22 protein-coding genes and 1 pseudogene are annotated in these 19,499 nt (G+C 62.4%); 16 read left to right on the top strand and 7 right to left on the bottom strand.

Features of this window, described 5'->3' with window-relative positions:
- Positions 1–46: 46 nt before the first annotated feature.
- Entirely contained in the window at positions 47–1,597 is a 1,551-nt protein-coding gene (locus RS897_RS40250; protein ID WP_315834207.1) for an ABC transporter substrate-binding protein, read from the bottom strand.
- Positions 1,598–1,657: 60 nt separating this feature from the next.
- Positions 1,658–2,434 (bottom strand): class II aldolase/adducin family protein, encoded by a 777-nt coding sequence (locus RS897_RS40245; RefSeq protein WP_315834206.1) that lies wholly within the window; start codon positions 2,432–2,434, stop codon positions 1,658–1,660.
- Positions 2,435–2,567: 133 nt separating this feature from the next.
- Between RS897_RS40245 and RS897_RS40240 the strand changes: the two genes are divergently transcribed.
- The 4 genes from RS897_RS40240 (at position 2,568) to RS897_RS40225 (ending at position 6,622) form a co-directional block, all read left to right on the top strand.
- Positions 2,568–3,314, top strand: a complete 747-nt coding sequence (locus RS897_RS40240) for a GntR family transcriptional regulator (RefSeq protein ID WP_315834205.1) — start codon at positions 2,568–2,570, stop codon at positions 3,312–3,314.
- Positions 3,315–3,354: 40 nt separating this feature from the next.
- Positions 3,355–4,644 carry an ArgE/DapE family deacylase gene (locus tag RS897_RS40235; RefSeq protein WP_315834204.1) on the top strand — a complete coding sequence of 430 codons (1,290 nt, stop codon included), beginning with the start codon at positions 3,355–3,357 and terminating at the stop codon, positions 4,642–4,644.
- A gap of 46 nt (positions 4,645–4,690) precedes the next feature.
- Positions 4,691–5,716 (top strand): histone deacetylase family protein, encoded by a 1,026-nt coding sequence (locus tag RS897_RS40230; protein ID WP_315834203.1) that lies wholly within the window; start codon positions 4,691–4,693, stop codon positions 5,714–5,716.
- A 129-nt stretch (positions 5,717–5,845) separates the two neighbouring features.
- A complete protein-coding gene (locus tag RS897_RS40225; protein WP_315834202.1) occupies positions 5,846–6,622 on the top strand; it encodes an acyl-CoA thioesterase domain-containing protein in 777 nt (258 codons plus the stop codon).
- Positions 6,623–6,640: 18 nt separating this feature from the next.
- Here RS897_RS40225 and RS897_RS40220 read toward each other — a convergent pair whose 3' ends face one another.
- Both RS897_RS40220 and RS897_RS40215 read right to left on the bottom strand, forming a co-directional pair.
- A complete protein-coding gene (locus RS897_RS40220; protein ID WP_315834201.1) occupies positions 6,641–7,405 on the bottom strand; it encodes a DsbA family protein in 765 nt (254 codons plus the stop codon).
- Between the two features lie 149 nt (positions 7,406–7,554).
- The gene (locus RS897_RS40215; protein WP_315834200.1) at positions 7,555–8,802 is read right to left on the bottom strand and encodes an MFS transporter; all 1,248 of its coding nucleotides are present in this window, start codon (positions 8,800–8,802) and stop codon (positions 7,555–7,557) included.
- Between the two features lie 141 nt (positions 8,803–8,943).
- On the opposite strand from RS897_RS40215, the gene RS897_RS40210 reads away from it, so the two are divergent.
- Positions 8,944–9,873: a LysR substrate-binding domain-containing protein gene (locus RS897_RS40210; protein WP_315834199.1), complete on the top strand. Its 930-nt coding sequence runs from the start codon at positions 8,944–8,946 to the stop codon at positions 9,871–9,873.
- A 102-nt stretch (positions 9,874–9,975) separates the two neighbouring features.
- A complete protein-coding gene (locus tag RS897_RS40205; protein WP_315834198.1) occupies positions 9,976–10,965 on the top strand; it encodes a Bug family tripartite tricarboxylate transporter substrate binding protein in 990 nt (329 codons plus the stop codon).
- Between the two features lie 78 nt (positions 10,966–11,043).
- Here RS897_RS40205 and RS897_RS40200 read toward each other — a convergent pair whose 3' ends face one another.
- The gene (locus RS897_RS40200) at positions 11,044–11,835 is read right to left on the bottom strand and encodes a phytanoyl-CoA dioxygenase family protein (RefSeq protein ID WP_315834197.1); all 792 of its coding nucleotides are present in this window, start codon (positions 11,833–11,835) and stop codon (positions 11,044–11,046) included.
- 325 nt (positions 11,836–12,160) lie between these two features.
- Between RS897_RS40200 and RS897_RS40195 the strand changes: the two genes are divergently transcribed.
- The 5 genes from RS897_RS40195 to RS897_RS40175 all read left to right on the top strand — a co-directional run bounded on the left by RS897_RS40195 (position 12,161) and on the right by RS897_RS40175 (position 14,323).
- On the top strand, positions 12,161–12,682 hold the full coding sequence (locus RS897_RS40195) for a hypothetical protein (protein WP_315834196.1): 522 nt from the start codon (positions 12,161–12,163) through the stop codon (positions 12,680–12,682).
- 191 nt (positions 12,683–12,873) lie between these two features.
- Positions 12,874–13,197 (top strand): ArsR/SmtB family transcription factor, encoded by a 324-nt coding sequence (locus RS897_RS40190; protein ID WP_315834195.1) that lies wholly within the window; start codon positions 12,874–12,876, stop codon positions 13,195–13,197.
- Positions 13,194–13,625 (top strand): SRPBCC family protein, encoded by a 432-nt coding sequence (locus tag RS897_RS40185; protein WP_315834194.1) that lies wholly within the window; start codon positions 13,194–13,196, stop codon positions 13,623–13,625. Before RS897_RS40190 ends, RS897_RS40185 begins: the two co-directional genes overlap by 4 nt.
- A 45-nt stretch (positions 13,626–13,670) precedes the next feature.
- Positions 13,671–13,874 (top strand): hypothetical protein, encoded by a 204-nt coding sequence (locus RS897_RS40180; RefSeq protein ID WP_315834193.1) that lies wholly within the window; start codon positions 13,671–13,673, stop codon positions 13,872–13,874.
- A gap of 17 nt (positions 13,875–13,891) precedes the next feature.
- Positions 13,892–14,323 carry a DUF1801 domain-containing protein gene (locus RS897_RS40175; RefSeq protein ID WP_315834192.1) on the top strand — a complete coding sequence of 144 codons (432 nt, stop codon included), beginning with the start codon at positions 13,892–13,894 and terminating at the stop codon, positions 14,321–14,323.
- A gap of 81 nt (positions 14,324–14,404) precedes the next feature.
- Here RS897_RS40175 and RS897_RS40170 read toward each other — a convergent pair whose 3' ends face one another.
- Both RS897_RS40170 and RS897_RS40165 read right to left on the bottom strand, forming a co-directional pair.
- A complete protein-coding gene (locus tag RS897_RS40170; RefSeq protein ID WP_315834191.1) occupies positions 14,405–14,701 on the bottom strand; it encodes a HigA family addiction module antitoxin in 297 nt (98 codons plus the stop codon).
- Between the two features lie 39 nt (positions 14,702–14,740).
- A pseudogene (locus RS897_RS40165) lies at positions 14,741–15,024 on the bottom strand (type II toxin-antitoxin system RelE/ParE family toxin).
- 256 nt (positions 15,025–15,280) lie between these two features.
- Here RS897_RS40165 and RS897_RS40160 point away from each other — a divergent pair.
- The 5 genes from RS897_RS40160 to RS897_RS40140 all read left to right on the top strand — a co-directional run bounded on the left by RS897_RS40160 (position 15,281) and on the right by RS897_RS40140 (position 19,476).
- On the top strand, positions 15,281–16,423 hold the full coding sequence (locus RS897_RS40160; RefSeq protein ID WP_315834190.1) for an FAD-dependent monooxygenase: 1,143 nt from the start codon (positions 15,281–15,283) through the stop codon (positions 16,421–16,423).
- A 40-nt stretch (positions 16,424–16,463) separates the two neighbouring features.
- Entirely contained in the window at positions 16,464–16,862 is a 399-nt protein-coding gene (locus RS897_RS40155) for a carboxymuconolactone decarboxylase family protein (RefSeq protein ID WP_315834189.1), read from the top strand.
- A gap of 72 nt (positions 16,863–16,934) precedes the next feature.
- On the top strand, positions 16,935–17,897 hold the full coding sequence (locus RS897_RS40150) for an ABC transporter substrate-binding protein (RefSeq protein ID WP_315834188.1): 963 nt from the start codon (positions 16,935–16,937) through the stop codon (positions 17,895–17,897).
- Positions 17,897–18,712, top strand: coding sequence for an ABC transporter permease (locus RS897_RS40145; RefSeq protein ID WP_315834187.1), 816 nt, complete (start codon positions 17,897–17,899; stop codon positions 18,710–18,712). Before RS897_RS40150 ends, RS897_RS40145 begins: the two co-directional genes overlap by 1 nt.
- Positions 18,709–19,476: an ABC transporter ATP-binding protein gene (locus RS897_RS40140; protein ID WP_315834186.1), complete on the top strand. Its 768-nt coding sequence runs from the start codon at positions 18,709–18,711 to the stop codon at positions 19,474–19,476. Before RS897_RS40145 ends, RS897_RS40140 begins: the two co-directional genes overlap by 4 nt.
- Positions 19,477–19,499: the final 23 nt, after the last annotated feature.

The raw sequence follows: 19,499 nt of genomic DNA, 5'->3' as shown, positions 1-19,499 counted from the left end.
AGTCCCGACGGCGATAGGGTCGCCGCCGGGACAGTCCCGGATGGACCTATTTGTCGATCCAGGCGTCGCGGAAGCCGTCGTTCACACCGATGCCGGTGGTGATGAGATTCTTGACATTGCAGCGGGTGATAGTGGGGAACTGCAGCTCCAGCAGCCATGCCACCGGCACATCCTCGACCAGGATCTTCTGTGCCTTGGCGTAGAAATCCGTCCGCTTCGTGTCGGGGAACGCCACCGCACCGTCAGCGAACAGCTGATCGATCTCGGGGTTGGTGTAGCCTTCGACGTTGTTGAACGGCGAGCCCTTTGCGATCTGGCTGCTAACATAGTTGCGGCCGACGCCGAGGGCCGGATCGCCGTACTGGTAGAGGTACGTGAAGGCGATGTCATAGTCCCATTCGGACGTCTTCTGGTTCCAGCCGGGAACGTCGGTCGCGATCATCTCGACGTTGATGCCGACGTCCTGCAGGTTCTGTCGCACGGCTTCCGCCCAGCGTTGCCAGGTTTCGCCGTAAGGCAGCGGCAGCAGGCGGACCTTCTCGCCATTGTAGCCGGCCTCCTTCAGCAGGGCTTTGGCCTTGGCCGGGTCGTAGAAATACTCGGGCACCGCGTTCGAATAATATTTGATCGACGAGCCGGACGGCCCGGTGGCAACCCTGCCGAGGCCGTTCCAAATCACGTCTTTCGCAAAATTGCGATCGAGCGCGAACATCACGGCCTGCCGGAATTTCTTGTTCGCGGTCGGCCCGGAGCGGTTGTTGAGCCAGAGCCAGGAATGCGGGCTGAAGAATTCCCAGCCGGCGCCGGTGACGCACACGTTCTTGAGCTTGGTCAGCCGCGGCACGTCGAAGTTTTCCACCGAGCCGCCGGGCAGCACGTCGACCTTGCCGGTCTCAAACGCCACCGATCGCGCCGCTGCGTCCGGAATCACATGCCAGTAGATCTCGTCGAGATAGGGCTTGCCCTTGATATGGTAGTTTGGATTCTTGACCAGGCGAATGAACGATCCCTTCTGCCACTCCTTGAACATGAAGGGGCCGGTGCCGATCGGAGTGTTGTTGGCGGGATTGGTCTTGTAGTCGGTGCCTTCATAGATGTGCTTCGGGATCATCGGCAGCGAGCCGACCTCGAAGATGCCGAGGAAGGGGCCGAACGGCTGTTTCAGTGTGAACACGACGGTGGTGGCGTCCGGCGCCTCGACCTTGTCGAGCTGGGCCAGATTGCCACGTGCGCGCGGGTGGGTCTGCTTCAGGAAGTCGATCGAGAACAGCACGTCGGCCGAAGTGAACGGCTTGCCGTCGTGCCAGGTGACGCCGCTCTTGAGCTTGAAGGTGTAGACCTTGCCGTCTTCGCTGACCGTCCAGCTGTCGGCCAGGCTGGGAAGTGGTTCGAGTTTTGGGCTGTAGCGCAGCAGGCCTTCATAGATATTGCCCGCGACCATCTGGGTCGGTCCGTTCTGCACCATCCCCACCATCAGGCCCGGAGGCTCCGGCTGGATCACGGCGTTGATGACGCCGCCTGCTTTTGGTTCTTGCGCAAAAGCCGCTGCGCTTAACGCGCTGGTCAAGGCCAGCCCAACCAAGATCTGCTTCAGCATGCCATTCTCCCCATTGCCTGCAAAATTGTCCGACTGACGCGTTTGAAATGTGCGGATGATCTAGTTCATGAAGTCGGGATCGGTGCGTTCCAGCATCCGCTTGAAGGCGGCCCATTCGCTGTCCGGCTTACCCTTGATCTCGATGCTGTCGTAGAAGCTCGCATATTGGCCGGCCGTCTTGACGGCCACCGCGTTGGACAGGCGCGCGACGGGAGCTCCTGCGGCCTGGATCGCGAGCTGCGCGCGGCAGGAGCGCTCCAGATTATGCATCAGCTTGAAGGCCTCGGCGACGGAGCGCCCACAGGTCAGCATGCCGTGATTGCGCAGCACCATCACGTACTTGTCGCGGAGATCGGCAACCAGGCGCTGACGCTCATCGAGATCGAGCGCGATGCCTTCATAGTCGTGATAGGCGATGGCATCGGTGAACTGCATCGACCACTGATTGAGCGGCAACACCCCGTCCTGCTGCGACGACACCGCGACACCGGCGACGGTGTGGGTGTGCAGCACGCAGATCGCATCCGGGCGCGCGGCGTGCACGGCGCTGTGAATGGTGAAGCCGGCCGGATTGATGCCGAGCCCGATCGGGTCGTCGATCACCTGGCCGTCGGGATCGACCGTCACCAGGTTGGATGCCGTGACCTCCTCGAAGCGCAGGCCATACGGGTTGATCAGGAAGCGGTGCTCCGGACCCGGAAGGCGAGCCGAGATGTGGGTGTAGATGCTGTCGTCCAGGCCGAGCCGATGGATCAGGCGATAGGCGGCGGCGAGGTCGATGCGGATCTGGGCATCGGAGTTCACGGCGACAGGGCGAGCTTGGGCAGTGAGGGTCATGGTTCACCTTTCAATGGCTCTAAAACTGGCACGGTCATAATCCAGACATCAAGACTAAACTGTCGACAATCGACGATTAATTACTGTACACTTCGTTAAATGGGCCCAAACAGGCCCGAAACGGGTCCGTTTCATGCGCCTTATGTCTCCTCCGGTCGGATTGCCCGCCATCGCCGACAGCGATCTTGTCGGCCAAGTGGCCCGAATCCTCACCCAGGCCATCATGCAGGGCCGGCTGGCTCCGGGCGCCAAGGTGGTGGAAGCGGGCGTCGCCCGCGAACTCGGCGTCAGCCGGGCGCCGGTCCGCGAGGCGGCGCGGCTTCTGGAACAGCAGGGGCTCCTGGTGGCGAGCCCGCGGCGCGGCTTCTTTGTGCGCAAGCTCGAGGCTGGGGATATCGACGACATCTATGACTTGCGTCTGTGCATCGAGCGCCATGCCAGTGTGCTGGCATCACGCAATCTCACGCCGGAGTCGCGCGACGCATTGCGCCGGCAGATCGACGTGCTGCACCAGACCGCCGATCTCGACGATCCGGCGCGGCAGGTGGAAGAGGACTATCGGTTTCACCGGCTGGTCTGCGAAATCGCCGACAACCGAAGGCTGCTGCGGCTGTTCGACGATCTCGCTGCCGAGCTGCGCATGACCATCGGCCTGATCGGCCGCCTTTATGACGATCCGCACGAAATCGCCCGCACCCACGAGCCGGTGCTGGCGGCGATCGAGGCGGGGCATCCCGAACGCATCGTGGCGCACGTCGATCATCACATCGGTTACGCCTGGCGCCAGGTCAGCAAACTGGTGCGGGACATTCCCATGCTGAGCGAAGCTGACAACAAAGCCGAGGACAACGGCGAGAACATCGACAACGACGCACCATGATGTCCGCTGCGATCCCGGCTGTTACGGAGAGACGCTTTTCATGACCATCGAGTCCCAGCTGCGCGACCGCGTCGCCGCATCGGTCGATCAGGGGTTTGCTGCGCAGATCGCCTTCACCCAGGACATGATCCGCTTTGCCTCGGTGCGCGGCGCTGAGCATGCGGTTCAGGATTTCGTGTTTCGTGCGCTGCGCGAGCGCAATTATGCGATGGATCGTTTCGAGATGGACCGCGGTGCCATCGAACGGCATCCGGGCGGCGCGGTGTTCAGTGAGGATCATTCCGCGGCGCCGATCGTGGTCGGCATTCATCGCCCGCGCAACGAGACCGGGCGATCGTTGATTCTCCAGGCCCATGTCGATGTCGTTCCGCCGGGGCCGGCAGGCATGTGGAGCCATCCGCCGTTCGATCCGGTGATCGAGGGCGACTGGCTCTATGGCCGTGGTGGTGCCGACATGAAGGCGGGACACGCCGCCAATATCTTCGCGATTGATGCCTTGCGCCGCATCGGGCTGCAGCCAGCCGCGACGGTCTATGTGCAGTCGGTGGTCGAGGAGGAATCCACCGGCAATGGCGCGCTGATGACCCATCTGCGTGGCTACAAGGCCGATGCCGCGCTGATCCCGGAGCCGGAAGATGAAATGCTGGTGCGCGCCAATGTCGGCGTGCTCTGGTTCGAGGTCGAGGTGCGCGGTCTGCCGGTGCATGTGCGCGAGATGGGCGCCGGCGCCAACGCCATCGACGCGGCCTATCGCATCATGGGTGAATTGCGCCGGCTCGAAGCCGAGTGGAACGAGCGTAAAGCCGGGCGCGCCCATTTCGAGACTGAGGCGCATCCGATCAATCTCAACATCGGCAAGATCGAGGGTGGCGATTGGGCCTCGTCGGTGCCGGCCTGGTGCAAGCTCAGCTGCCGGATTGCGATCTATCCCGGCGTGTCGGCCAAGGAGGCTTCGCGGGAGATCGCCGATCGGATCGCGGCCTTCGCCCGCTCCGACAATTTCCTCGCAAACAACCCGCCATCGGTCGAGTTCAACGGCTTTTTTGCCGAAGGTTATGTGCTGGAGCCGGGATCAGACGCCGAAGCGGTGCTGGCGCGCGCGCATCAAGATGCGACCGGGCAGCCGCTCAAGAGCTTCATGACCGCCGGTTATCTCGATGCCCGCGTCTATGCGCTCTACGACAAGATCCCGACGCTCTGCTACGGTCCGTATTCGCAGAACATCCATGGCTTCGACGAGCGCGTCAGCATCGCGTCGCTCAAGCGCATCACCACGGCGATGGCACTGTTTGTCGCGGAATGGTGCGGGACGGAGCCGTCCGAGACCTGATGCACCGACACCATCATCGCAATTCCCTGGCAATTGGAGTTTCCGTGTGAAGGCCGTTTATACCGAACTGCATCGCAGCCACGACCCGCAATTCTTTCTGGTGCGTGGCGTCATCAAGCGCACCACCGAGCAGCCCGAGCGCGCCGACCGGTTGCTTGCGGGACTCAAAGCAGGGAAGCATTCCCTGGTCGCGCCGACCGTGTTCGGCCAAGGGCCGCGCGCCCGCGTGCACAGCCCGGAATATCTGCTGTTCCTCGAAGAGGCCTGGGACGCCTGGAGCGCGCTCGGCGATGCGGGGCCTGAGATGATCGCCAACGTTCATCCGGTGCGTAACGCTGCGACCTATCCCAGCCACATCGTCGGCCGTCTCGGCTGGCACACCATCGACACCTCATGTCCGATCGGCCCCGGCACCTGGGCTGCGGCGTGTTCGGCCACCGATGTTGCGACGACGGCGGCCCAACTGGTGATGGATGGCGAGGATGCGACCTACGGGCTGTGCCGTCCGCCAGGACATCATGCCTATCGCGATCTCGCCAGCGGCTTCTGTTATCTCAACAACAGCGCCGTCGCCGCCGCCCATCTGCGGCTCAAGCACGAGCGGGTCGCGATCCTCGACGTCGATGTGCACCACGGCAACGGCACCCAGGGCATCTTCTATGAGCGTCCCGATGTGCTGACGGTGTCGATTCACGCTGATCCGACACTCTTCAACCCGTTCGTCTGGGGTTATGCGCACGAGCGCGGCGCCGGTCCGGGCCTCGGCGCCAATCTCAACATTCCGCTGCCAAAAGGCACGGGAGACAATGATTACATCAAGGCAATCGGTGTTGCCGAGAAGACGATCAGGGCCTTCGCGCCCACTGCACTGGTGGTGGCGCTCGGTCTCGATGCCTCCGAGCACGATCCGCTTGCCGGCCTTGCGGTCACCACCCCCGGTTTCCGCCGCATTGGCGCCGCCATTGCGCGGCTCGGCCTGCCCACCGTGTTCGTGCAGGAGGGTGGTTATCTCTCGGATATTCTGGGCGCCAATCTCACGTCCGTGCTCGCCGGCTTCGAGGAGGCGCGCTAGCTGTCGCTTGGCCCGTGGTGATGGGGTGAAAAATCCTCATCCCACGTGACGAGGCATCCTTTGCTTCCTGCCGCCGCATCGATCAGATTTCCCGAACAAACAATCCTGCTCACTCGGGAAAACTGGTCCGTGCCGATTTTTCAACCGCTCGATATCCCCCACCACTGGCAACCCCAGCCACTTGCGGCGGGTCCGTTCACCGGCCTGCAGGGTGGCGCGGTCGCGAGTCTTCTGACCGCTGAAATCGAGGCGGTCGCGGCCGACCGGCAGTGGGGACGGGCGGTCAGCGTCACCGCGCATTTTCTGCGGCCGACACCGATGGCGTGGTTGCGGACGAAACAAGTCATCGTGACCGAGGGCGGGCGCGTCAGCGTGGTCGACAACACGCTGTGGGCGGTCGGTGAAGCCGAGCCCTGCGCCACGGCGCGCGTCACGCTTGTGCGTGAACGCGGTGTCGAGGTTCCCGGACTCACCGAGCCTCGGGATGCTTCGGTCGATCCAACGTGTTATCCGGCACGCGCCGTGCGCGCCGCCCATGGCGGGCCCTGGTTCATGGATGCCATGGAGGCGAGAGCAGGTGATGGCGTAGCCTGGTTTCGCCTCGACCACGACATCATCGAGGGCGCCGGTGCGCTGTCGCGCGTGCTCGGTCCCGCTGACTGGAGCCACGGCGTGGCGCGTCCCCTGCAAAATGTCGTCGCCGATCCCAATCCGAACCTGACGGTGCAGCTGTTCAAGCGCCCGGTCGGCCCGTGGATCGGCGTTCGTGCGCGCACCTGGTGGCAGCCTGCGGCCGGCCTCGGAACAGGGCAAGCGACGTTGCTCGATATCCATGGCGAGATCGGCTGCGTTTCGATGGCGGTGGTGCTGGTGCCGTTTCCGAAGCCGGCGCCCGCGATGGCCTGAGCGGCGACAGAGGCGCCGCTACTCCGTCACGGTCGACACCGCTTTTTGCATCTGCTCGAGGCCGACGGCGCCGACCAGGATCTGGTCGCCGACAATGAAGGTCGGCGTTCCCGTGATGCCGAGCTGGTCGCCGAGCGACATGTTTTCCTTGATCATGGCGGCGATGTCGTCGGTCTTCATGTCCCGCCGCATTGCGCTCGCGTCCGCGCCGAGTTTGCCGGCTGCCGACAGCGCGGTATCGCCATTGACCCGGCCGCGCAGCCGCATCAGGCCGTCATGGTATTGTGCGCGCTTGGCCTGGTTGTCGAGCTGCCGCGTCGCCGCGAGCACGGCCTGGCTGGCCTCGACCGACTCCGGTCCGAGCACCGGGAATTCCTTGACGATGACTTTCAGCTGCGGATTGGCTGCGATCAGTGCCTGGACGTCGTCCAGCGCCTTGCGGCAGTACGGACAGTTGTAGTCGGAAAACTCGACCATCGTGATCTTGCCATCCGGGTTGCCCATCACGATGCTGCCGCGCGAGGACAGCAGCGTCTCGCGTGCCTCCTTCAGTGCCTTGCCCTGGGCGATCTTTTGCGCCTGCTGCATCCGGCGTTCCAGCTCGGCGTTGGCCTGCTGCAGGATCTCCGGATTCTGGATCAGGTACTCCTTGATGATGTCGCCGATCGCGCGCCGCTGATCGTCGTTGAACGCCGGCGCCGATTGCTGGGCCCACGCGGGGCCGGCGATAACAGCGAACGAGAGGCAGGCGGCTGCAACCAGGGCATATATCCGAATGTGCATGATCTCGATCTCCGAATCCGGGCGATTTGCTCGAATGTCTGATCTGTCGTGCGATCTGGCAAAGCAACAAAGATTGATCCGTGGGCGTACTGCGGTTTAGTGCACAAGGCGCAAGTCAGAAATCTCGATCTTGCAATAATGGTGTCCCGTCACCGCAGCGCGGGTACCACCAGGAACGGCAGCATGCCGAGGATGACACTGACAAAGGCGAACGCGAGCAGTGCGTCATAACTGCCGGTGAAGTCATGGATCAGGCCGCCGCTCCACGAACCCAGCGCCGATCCGAGTCCGCTGCCGATGGCAATGCTTCCGTAGATGGTGCCGACATGTTTGCCGCGAAAGATCTTCATCGCGGTGGCCGTCAGCAGCGGGCCGCGCGAACCGATCATGCTGCCGAAGCAGACCACGAAGCCGGTTAGCAGCCAGATGTTGGGATATGTCTTCAGCAGCCAGAGCAGGCCGATCCCGATGATCGAGATCGCATAACTCAACAGCACCGAGCGGCGCCGGCCGATCTTTCCATCAAGCCAGGTGATCGACAGCATCCCGAACAGCAGCACCACGCCGCTGAAACCCCACGCCGTCGCCGCCTGCAGCGGCGGAAAGCCCGCATCGACCAGATAGGCAACGACCTGCGCTGAAATCGAATACATTCCGATCGCGGTGAAAAAGAACGTCGCGAACAGGGCCCAGAAGGCGTGATGGCGCATGGCGGCGGGCAGGGTCCAGCCGTCGCCTGCAATATCGGCTGCGGCCGGCCTTGTGACATGCGGCGATCCCGCGGCGAACAGCCGCCACGGCAGCACCAGCAGCAACGGCAGCAGCACAAACAGGACAGCATAACCGTAGGCCTGGTAGGCGCCGCGCCAGCCCAGATGATCGATCAGCACCTGGGAAACTGGAAGCATCAGCAGCACGCCTGCGCCGGTAGCGGAATAGATCACCGACATCGCGGCCGGCAGCCGCGGACCGAACCATCGTCCGAGCAAGATCGAGCCGGGCACGTTGCCGATACTGGCGAGGCCCAATCCGACACACAGCCCGAGGCTGAACTGGAATTGCCAGAGTTGCTGCGCATAGGCGGCGATCAGGAAGGCGCCGCCCAACGCAAGCAGGCCGACCGTGAACACGGCCCGCGGCCCCGAACGGTCGAACAGCCGCCCGACAAACGGCCCCACCAGGCCGCTGGTCAGGGCCGTGAGCGAATAGATCGAGACGACCTGGCCGCGATCCCATCCGAAATTGTTCGAGATCGGCAGCAGGAAGACGGTGAAGCTTTCGCTCATGCCGCGGCCGAGGGCGGCCAGCACGAACGAGATCGCCAGCACGATCAGCGCGACGACGACCGGTCGTGCTGGGATTGTCGATTGATGGGGTGTTGCAGACGTCTGATCCATCCGGTGATGGAGCCCGATTTGCCGGCGGAACACATCAGCAGTTTGCGAATGCCCCTATGCGATCATGGACCACAGGGGGTGGCTCTGTGCCTGATCTGTCGATAAATACGATCAGGCCAGCATGGGATAGCCGGATAACAGATGAGGAAACTGCCACCGCTCAACGCGGTCAGGACATTCGAGGCGGCCGCGCGTCATGTCAGCTTCACCAAGGCGGCTGAAGAGTTGCATGTGACCCATGGCGCGGTCAGCCGGCAGGTCGCGCTGCTGGAGGACTGGTTCGGGGTCAAGCTGTTCCGCCGCGCGCCGTCGCAACTCAGCCTGACCGATGCCGGCCAGCACTATTATGTCGAGGTCACCGCCATCCTCGATCGATTGGCGCTGGCCTCGATGGACATCAAGGAAGATGTCGCGCCGACGGTGCTGCGGATCAATGCGCCGCCCACCTTCACCATGCGCTGGCTGATCGGACGGATGGCCACCTTTCAGCGCAAGCGGCCGGACATCGAGCTGCGTCTCACCACCGCGCTCGGCCCTGTGAACGCCAATGAAGCGGGTTTCGATGTGGCGATCCGCGGCGAGCAGGGGGCGATCAACGGCTGGTCGTCGACCCATTTCATGACCGAATTGATCGCGCCTGTCTGCCATGTCGATCTGCTGCAGCGCGGCGAACTGGGCAGGGTGTCCGACCTGCAGCGCCACACCCTGATCACCTACCTCACCGAGCCCTATGACTGGCGGCAGTGGTTTGCCTCGGCCGGTGGCGAGATGCAGGCCGAGCAGGTGGTGCTGCGTTTCGAGCAGATGTACTTCGCGCTGCAGGCGACCCAGGAGCGGCTGGGCGTGGGCCTGTTTCCGCTATTCCTGATCATCGATGAACTGAGGGCCGGAAAGCTGTGTCTTCCGTTCGGCGCGCTCGGCCTGCGCAAGCGCTCCTATAGCGCGCTGTTTCGCCAGGAGAACCGGGACTGGCCGGCGATCAAGGATTTCTGCGGATGGCTCGGAGACGCCGGCCACGAGACCGAACAGGCGACAAGGGCCTGGGCTGATACCATGGGATGGAAATATTAGGACAAGGAGCCGGCGCGCGGCTGCGCCAATCTGTCCCGCCTTCGATCCATGGCGCAGGCCCGACGATGGGCTACCCTCGCTGAAAATTCAGGGAGGGACTTAATGTTGGCGAAATTCAGCCGTCGTCACGTCATCACGGCCGGTGCGGCAGCCGCTGCGTTGCCTTTTCTCGCACGTGGCGCTTCGGCGCAGGCTGCGTGGCCCTCGCGGCAAATCCGCATGATCTGCAGCTACCCGGCGGGCGGACAGACCGATCTCTTGGCACGCGCCTTTGGCGAGTTCATCACCAAACAGGTCGGGCAGACTGTCGTCATCGAGAACAAGTCGGGCGCCTCGGGCTCCCTGGGCGCGATGGATGTCGCGCGCGCGGCACCGGATGGCCACACCATCCTGTGCTCGATTTCGACCACCTATGTGATGAACCGGGTCATGATGAAGAACCCCGGCTACGACATGGACAAGGACCTGACGCTGGTCAGTGTCATCCCGGGCGCCGGGCTGCCTCTGATCGCGAACCTGAAAACCGGCATCAAGACGCTGGACGACTTCATCGCCTTCGCGCGCAAGACCGGCAAGGTGAACTTCGGCACCTACAGTGCGGGCTCGTCCCCGCACATCACCATCAACGAACTCAACAGGCAGTATGGTCTCAACATCGAGCCGGTGCACTACCGCGGTGAGGCGCCGATGTGGACAGGACTGATGGAAGGTACCCTCGACGTGGCCATGGGCAGCTACACGGCCGCTCAACCCGTTCTGCAAAGCAAACTCGGCACCGCGTTCGCGGTGAGTTCGAAGAAGGTTGACGCGCTCCCGCATGTCCGGACACTGCCTGAACAGGGCGCGACATCGAAGTTCTTTACGGTGAGTGGGTTCACTGGCTGGGCGCTGCCGAAGGCGACCCCGCAGCCGATCGTCGATCGGCTGGCGGCGCTCTGCGTGGCCGCCAACCAGGATCCGAAAGTGAAGGAAGTGCTCGCCACTTTCGTGCTTGAACCCACGATCGGCTTCAAGGAGACCAACGCCCTGTATCAGCGCGAATTGCCGGTCTGGATGGAGAGCGCGCAGGCGCTCGGCCTGGAGCCGGCTTAGTCAGCAGTGCTCGTCGTCGCGACAATCTCGTCTCCCAGAGATCACCCGGGACCGTTCGGCGGTCCTGGGTTTTGTTTTTTATAATGTAAGCCCGCAAGCTCGACGAATGGCGATCTGAACCGGCGAGGGTGGCAGCGCCGGATCAAACTCACCCCTCGGCAGCAGTGGTGGTTGTGCCATGAAGCGTGGCTGCGTCCCGCGGTGCGGTTGCGCGGCATGAACGAGGAATGGGTGGCACAGATAGACGGTGCCTGCCGCGCCCGTTGCCAGTTCAACCTCGCAATCCTCAGTCGAAACGTAACCATTGGCGGAGAGCTGCCGGAGCGTCGCGCCGGCGTCGCCATAAGGCAGCAGCTCCCTCGCGAGGGTCGGGTGTGATCCCTTTCGTATCCGCGTGGGCGCATCGTTTGGACCGACATCCGACAACAGGAACAGCATCAGCAAGGCGCGTCCGCTGCTCCTGACATTGGCACGCCATTCCATGAAATCCGGATTGTCGAGACCAAAACTCACATCCACATGCCAGCCATCATCACCAGGAGAGTCCGGTGAGGGAAAGCGGATCGGAAAGGTTCCGAGTCCTCTGGGCGCAAGCCAGCGGCCAACGCCCACGAGTTGATCGTAGGCCTTGTGCAGCAGGTCTGTGTTGGCGGCTTCAATGAAGGGAGGCGAAGCCTTGGATCCTACCCGAATGACGGGGCGAATCCAGGTGTCGGGCTGGTCTGGCGACAAGCCAATATCCGCCCACAGCTCGTTCCTGCATTGCTGTGCAAGCTCGGTGCTGAAGGCATTTTCAATTTTGACGAAACCGTGGTCGATGAAATCCTGCACCTCATGAGAGGTCAGGCCGAGGTGTTCGGTTGTGGGCATAACACATTCTCCGTTCGGCCAGCGCGTCGGCGCGGCCGTATTGATCCGATTGGGGAACGCCTTGGGCGCTCAGATCAGTGGAAAGAATGTGGATGTGAACATGCGGGAACCGTATACTGAGGTGCAGAGCGGAAGCAAGCTGCGCCCATGCGCTTGTGATCTGCCTGCGACGGTGGCGCGCTGGCGTTCTCGGGATCTGACGGCTATAATTGACGCGAATATGTCGGTCGCGCGGATGTCGATTTTCTCAGGCAAATTAGCTCTCTCAATCGTAGTGGCGGCGCTCTGTCTGGGTGGGCAAACGGCCCATGCCCAGAGCGCGCCGGTGAGATACTGGATCCCGGGCTGGCCCATCGGCTTCACCAGCAATTGGGCCGGCCACGGCGCCAACATGTACCGCGACTTTCCAAGCTTTGACTTCAGCGACGCCGGCGGCGGCATGTCGTACACGCGCACCAATTTTCCGAGCGGCTGGTTCATTAGCAGCGAGCGCGGCGGCGCGGGTTTCAGCATCAGCGGCCTCAATCACTTCGGCGCATTTGGGAACTCGTTCTCCTACGAAGGTACACAGGTCGGCTACAATCTGCAGAATGCGCCGGTCACGTTCTATGCCGGCTTCAACACCTCGACTTACAGGAGCGGCGCGGGCGGGCCGTTCGCCGGCTTCGATCTGACGTCGGGAACGCTGCCGGTCTATAACGCGCGTGCGGGTGTCGCATTCCAGCCAACGCCAAATCTCAATCTGTCGCTCGAGGTCGGTTACACCCAACTGGGACCTGTTGAGACGGAGGGTAACTCGCTCTCGCTGCTCGGCATGTCTCCGTCTGCCTTCGGTCCTCGGCGCTGACGCGCATATCGCTGCCGGATCTGTTGTCTCTCAACCCGCTTCCAGAAACTGGTGGCGGGATTTTTGTTGGTGGGATGCCTCATCACTGGCGAGATTGCCAAGGGAACCTCCAAGGCGTTCGTGTTCCCGGTTGACAAACATATAGCTCTCCGGTTATGGGTTTGATCAATAACCAGTGAGTTATAGGTCAGATGCCGGCTACCCACGATGTGCTCTTCAGAACCCTCGCCGATCCGACGCGGCGGGCCATTTTCGAGCGGCTGTGCCGTGACGGAGAACAGACGGTCGGCGCCTTGACGGCGCGGGCCAAGGTCTCGCAGCCGGCCGTCTCCAAGCATCTCGGAGTCCTGAAGCAGGCAGGACTCGTGCGCGACCGCCACGAGGGACGCCAGACCCACTACAGCGCGCAACTCGGCGCGCTGGCGCCGCTGATCGACTGGACCAGCCAGATGGCCGGATTTTGGGAAGGCCGGTTCGATCAGCTCGAAGATCTACTGAAAAGGATGGACCAATGAATGCAACGTCGACCGAAACGCGCACCGTTGTTGTCGAGCGCGAGATGGCTTTTCCGCCGGAGAAGCTGTGGCGCGCGCTGACGCAACCTCATCTGATGGCGGAGTGGCTGATGAAAAACGATTTCAAGCCGGCGGTGGGGCATCGTTTCAACCTGCGCGGGGACTGGGGCGGCGTGCTGGACTGCGAAGTGCTTGCGGTCGAACCGCACAAGACGTTGTCCTACACCTGGAATTTTGCGCATGACGATGCGGCCTTCAACCTGACCAGCGTCGTCACGTTTACGCTGACGCCGACAAGCAAAGGCACCCATCTGCGCATGGAGCAATCGGGCTTCCGTCCCGATCAGAAGCAGGCCTTTGGCGGGGCCAAGCCGGGCTGGCAGCAGTTTTTCACAAACCTGGAGCAGGTGCTGGCGCGGACGGAGTGATGTCTGCCGGATTGTACTTTGGCTCGTGTTGAGGAGGGAGATTCTATGAACTGGAACATGTGGATTCGGCAGACACATCGCTGGCTGTCGATCATCTTCACGGCGACGGTGATCGCCAATTTCGTCGCCATGGTTTGGGGGCAGCCTCCCGCCGTGATCGTCTACTCCCCACTGCTACCGCTGTTCTTGCTGCTGTTCTCTGGTCTGTACATGTTCGTGCTGCCGTATACGGCCGCTTGGCGCAGATAGGATTGCGAGGACGCGACATGAAAAAGTCGACAACAACCGCGAAGAAGATCAAGAGTGTGAAGGAAGCTCCGGGAGAAGAGTCGGCGTCTCGGCTGATCGACGCAAAGATAAAGGAGCTGGGTGACTGGCGAGGCCAGGTGCTGGCCCGCATCCGTGCCATCATCAAGGAGTCCGATCCGGAGGTGGTCGAGGAGGTGAAGTGGCGAGGCGTTCCGGTGTGGTCGCACGCCGGGATCATCTGCACCGGTGAGACCTATAAAGCCGCCGTGAAGATGACCTTCGCCAAGGGCGCCGCGCTGGCGGATCCATCTGACCTGTTCAATTCCAGCCTCGAAGGCAACACTAGGCGCGCCATTGATGTTCATGAGGGCGACAAGATCAACGAAAAGGCGTTGAAGGCCCTCATCCGCGCTGCCGTGGCCCTGAACATCTCCAAAGCCAAACGCTGATCACGGCGTCAGGCGCTGTTCGCAGCGCCTGGTGTTAGGGCATTCGTTGCAAGACACTCGGTACGCGCGATCTGCACCGCTCTATGCAGCCTCGTAAGACGCGATTTTCTTGATCTCGGGCGCGAGCACGTCTTCGGCTGTTTCAAGGTCGAAGCGCGCCTGAATGTTCATCCAGAATGCTGCGCCAGTCTTGAAGAATTTACCAAGCCGCAGCGCGGTATCGGCCGTAACGGGCTTTTCTTCGCGCGCGATGCGTTCGATCCGGGTGCGCGGCACGTTAAGCGCGGCCGCGACCGCATAAGGCGTCAGCTTCAGCGGAACGAGAAATTCTTCCCGCAGGATTTCGCCGGGATGAACCGGCGGGAGTTTCTTTGCCATAAAAATATCCTTTCGGTGGCCACAATCGGCCGGGTCTGGCTAATGATAGTCGATGATCTCCACGTCTTCGGGGCCCGCATCGGTCCACCTGAACACGATCCGCCACTGATCGTTGATGCGTATCGAGTGCTTGCCCGACAAGTCGCCCTTAAGAGCTTCAAGACGGTTTCCTGGAGGCGAGTTCAAGGCCTCAAGGAGGTCGGCGGCGTTCACCATAATCAGTTTCGGCGAGCTACCTTGGCAAGATCGGTCGGGAAACCCTTCGGGACTCTGCGACCCTGAAGGATCATCTCGGCAAACTTTCCCCTGAAGCTTCGGATCATGCCTAAACGTATCTCATTGAGATACGTATTACAAGGCTTTCGTATCTCCATGAGATACCAAGGAGAGCGTCGGTTCAGCGACGTGATGCTGCATTGCCAGTGATCGGTCTGGACAGGATGGACGGATCGTCCTTTGAGGGAAATGAAACGCGCCGCCTGTGAGCGGAACTCACGCTCCATCAGAATTAGTCGTTTGCGGAGCATGCTGCCCGCCGCCGATAGTCGCGGCGGGTCAACAGCATGACAAGGCAAGACGATGGCGAAGCTCTCGGTGGCGATCATAGGCGCGGGCTTGGGAGGGCTTGCGACGGCGGCGGCGCTGCGTCGCGCCGGCGTCGAGGTCAATGTCTACGAGCAGGCGTCGAAGTTCACGCGGCTGGGCGCCGGCATCCAGATCGGCTGCAACGCCATGAAGGTCCTGCGTGCGTTCGGCCTCGAGCCGGTGCTGCGGGCGGCGGCATTCTACCCGCGCTCGTGGAACAATAAAGAGTACGACACCGGCGACGTCCGTTTCGACATGATTTTCGGCCCGCCCGCCGAAGAGCGCTACGGCGCGCCGTATCTGCTTGGGCATCGCGGCGATCTTCATGCCGCGCTCGCCAGCGTGGTGCCGGCAGAGCACGTCCACCTTGATCATCGGGTGATCGATATCGCGCAGCAGGCCAATGGGCAGGTGACGCTGAACTTTGCCAATGGCAAGGCGGTCACCGCCGATGCGGTGGTTGCCGCCGACGGCGTCCACTCCTTCGTCAAGAAACGCCTGTTCGGCCGCGACGAACCAAATTTCACCGGCCGCATCGCTTATCGGACCGTGTTTCCGGCCGAACTCCTGGGCGGCTATCCGATCGACGACTGCACCAAATGGTGGGGGCCGGATCGGCATATCGTCATCTATTACGTCAAGCCGGATCGCAGCGAGGTCTATTTCGTCACCAGCCAACCCGAGCCGGGCTTCACGGTGGAGTCCTGGTCCGCCATGGGCGACGTTAATGAACTGCGCCAGGCGTTCGCTGATTTCCATCCGCAGGTGTGCCATGTGCTGCAATCCTGTCCGTCGGTGCACAAATGGGCGCTGGTCGATCGCGATCCGCTGCCGCGCTGGAGCGCGGGCAACATCACGCTGCTCGGCGACGCCTGCCATCCGATGACGCCTTACATGGCGCAGGGCGCGGCGATGGCGATCGAGGATGCCGCGGTGCTGTCGCGATGCCTGGAAGGCGTCGAGCGCGGTGGTGTTGCCGACGCCTTCCGCCGTTTCGAGGCGACACGCAAGCCCCGGACATCCCGCGTCCAGTTGAGTTCGCGCACCAACACCTGGCTGAAGAACCCGACCGATCCGGACTGGGTCTATGGCTACGACGCCTGGAATGCGCCGCTCGCTGAATTCGAAGCCGCCTGACGAGCAGGCAGGCAATCAAGCAAAACAACGGAGTAATGTGATGGAAGACCAGAAGCCGCGTGGCGAAAAATTCGACCGGGGCCTGCAGACCCGGCGCGCCGTGCTCGGTGATTCCTATGTCGAGCGCTCGCTGGCCTCGGCCGACGATTTCAACTGGCCGATGCAGAAGCTCGCTACCGAATTCTGCTGGGACGAAATCTGGAATCGCCCCGGGCTCGATCGGCGCAGCCGCAGCCTTTTGAACCTCGCCATGATCTCGGCGCTCAACCGGCCGCATGAACTGAAGCTGCATGTCCGTGGCGCCCTCAACAACGGCCTCACCAAGAACGAGCTGCGCGAGGTGTTCCTGCAGATTGCGGTCTATTGCGGTGTGCCGGCGGGCCTCGACAGCTTCCGCATCGCCAAGGAGGTGTTCAAGGAGATGGGCATCAGCGACTGATATCAGGCGCGCGCTGCGCGCCGCTCCAACAAAAAGCTTCAAGACAACAATAATCGAGGGGAGGGACGACACATGATCCGGACCATGGCGCTTGCGCTTGTGGCGTTTATCGCTGCCGCACCGGTGCAGGCGCAGCAGCTCGACAAGATCTCCATCGTAGTATTCGGGCCGCCGTCGCTCGGCGCCTTCCTGCCGCCGGTGATCAAGGCGCGCAAGCTGGACGAGAAGAACGGGCTTGCGATCACCTTCGAGGAGCGCACGCCGGATGCCTATACCGCGCAGTTCAATTCCGGAGAATTCAAGGTCGGCGGCAGCGCCGCCTTGCTCACCGTGGGCCTTGCGGATCTGCGTGGTGTCAAGGTCGCCTATCTGTTCAACCTGTTCGACTACTGGGGCGGCGTGGTGACCTCGCGCTCCGAGATCAATGCGATCAAGGATCTCGAGGGCAAGGACATTGCCGCCGCCAAGGGCACGACCAACTATGTGATGTTTGATTGGTTTGCACGCCAGCTTGGTGCCGATACCGCCAAGTTTTCGGTGGTCAACACGGCAACGCCGGGTCTTGTCGGTTATGCGCTGGCCGATCGTGCCACCGCTGTCCAGCTGTGGGAGCCGGCCTACACCACGCTGCACGCCAAGAAGCCGGGTGTTCGCCTGCTCGATCTCAAGATCAAGGAGAGCTGGCAGCAGTTCGCCGGCAGCACCAGCATTCCCTATCTTGGTCTGGCGGCCCATCTCGACTGGATCCAGCAGAACAAGCCGCTGATCCCCAGGCTCTACGCGGCCTACAAGGAGGCGGCCACCTGGGTGGCTGCGAACCCGGACGAGGCGGCCATCTTGATCGCGGCGAAGGGCAGCAGCGACGACCGCAAGGCGATCGCCGAACTGGTGCGGGCCAACGATCGTCTCGGCATGCATGTGCGAAGCGCGGGCGATCTCGGGCCGGAGATCAAGGCGGTCTACAACGCCGGCAAGACGCTAGGCTTCCTGTCTTCGGAGCCGTCGCCCGTCACGATCTACCGGGATCCGATGTGATGACGGTCCCCAGCGCGGATTATCCGCCGTCTGACGCTGCCCGGCTTGGGGCTGCCACGGCGCGCGCCTTGACCAGATATGTGCTGCCGTTTGCGGTGGTCGCCGGCCTGTGGCAATTCGCGGCGCTGTTCTTTCCGCCGTTCCTGTTTCCCTCGCTGGTGGATGTGTTCTGGCGGTGCCTCGGCATCCTCGCAAGCTGGTCGCAGTTCAGCGATGTCTTTGCCACCGTGCTGCGCATCCTGGCGGGTCTCGCCGGTGCCTTCGTCATCGGAGCGGCGCTGGCCGTGATCATGGCGAGGTCGCGCGCGGCCGATGATTTCCTGTCGCCGATCCTCACGCTGTTTCAGGGCATTCCGGCGCTGTCCTGGGTGGTGTTCGCCATCATCTGGTTTCACGGCGTCGAGCTTCGCATCTTCTTTATCATGGTAATGACCACGCTGCCCGCGTTCACGTTTCAAGTGCTCGGCGCGCTGCGAGCGATGTCGCGCGATCTCGTCGAAATGGTGATGAGTTTCCGTCCGTCGCGCACCAAGCTGTTCCGCGCCATGATCATTCCGGCGGTGCTGCCCGATATTCTCACGGCCTGGAAGGTCAATCTCGGCAACGCCTCGCGCGTGGTGGTGGTGGCGGAGCTGGTCGGCGCAACCGGCGGCGTCGGTTATCAGCTGCTGCAACAGCAGCAGGTCTTCGACATGGCCGGCGCGCTGGCCTGGACGCTTCAATTGGTGTTTTTCGTGCTGATCGTGCAGGCGGTGCTGTCATGGATCGAGAAAATCGCGTTTCGTTATCGGGCGGTGTCGGAGCGCGCGTTATGACGGTGAGCCAGGACCCGGAAGTTGTGATCAACCTTGATCGAGTCTCGAAGATTTTCGGCAAGGCGGGACACGCAAAGGGATATGTGGCGGTGGACGACCTCAGCCTGCAGGTGGCGAAGGGACAGATGCTGGCGCTGCTCGGCAAGACCGGCTGCGGCAAATCCACGATCTTCAATCTGATCGCGGGGCTGACCGAGCCGAGCAGCGGCAACGTCACGGTCGATGGCCGCAATCCATTCCGCGAGTTCGACTGGTTTTGCGGCCGGATGGCGATCGTGTTTCAGGGCGATCGCCTGCTGCCGTGGCGTACCGCAATCCAGAATGTCGAACTGGGACTGGAGATGCTGGACATCGCGGCGGAACAGCGCCGCGCAACCGCGCAGCGCTGGCTCGAAACCCTGGGACTGCGCGGTCATGAGCACGATTATCCGCACGCGCTGTCGGGTGGCATGCGGCAGCGGGTGTCGATTGCCCGTGCGTTCGCCACCGATGCCAACATCCTGCTCTGCGACGAGCCGTTCTCCGCCCTCGATGAAATGACCGGCCGCAAGCTGCGCGCCGAATTTGTCAAGCTGGTCAGGGAGAACGGCAAGACTGCCGTGTTCATCACCCACTCCATCAATGAGGCCCTGGAGATCGGTGACCGGATCGTGGTGCTGAGGCGGCCGGCCAATATCGCGATCGACATTCAGCTGACCTCGGTGACGGGCGGCCGCGACAAAGAGAGTATTCGCGATCAGATTCAAGGCGTGCTTGCGGCTTAGAGCATGATCCGGACAGGGGCGCA

Source organism: Bradyrhizobium prioriisuperbiae (genome assembly GCF_032397745.1).
Taxonomy (GTDB): domain Bacteria; phylum Pseudomonadota; class Alphaproteobacteria; order Rhizobiales; family Xanthobacteraceae; genus Bradyrhizobium_A; species Bradyrhizobium_A prioriisuperbiae.
The sequence above is the reverse complement of the archived record's forward strand: the minus strand, read 5'-3'. Positions and strand labels throughout refer to the sequence as shown.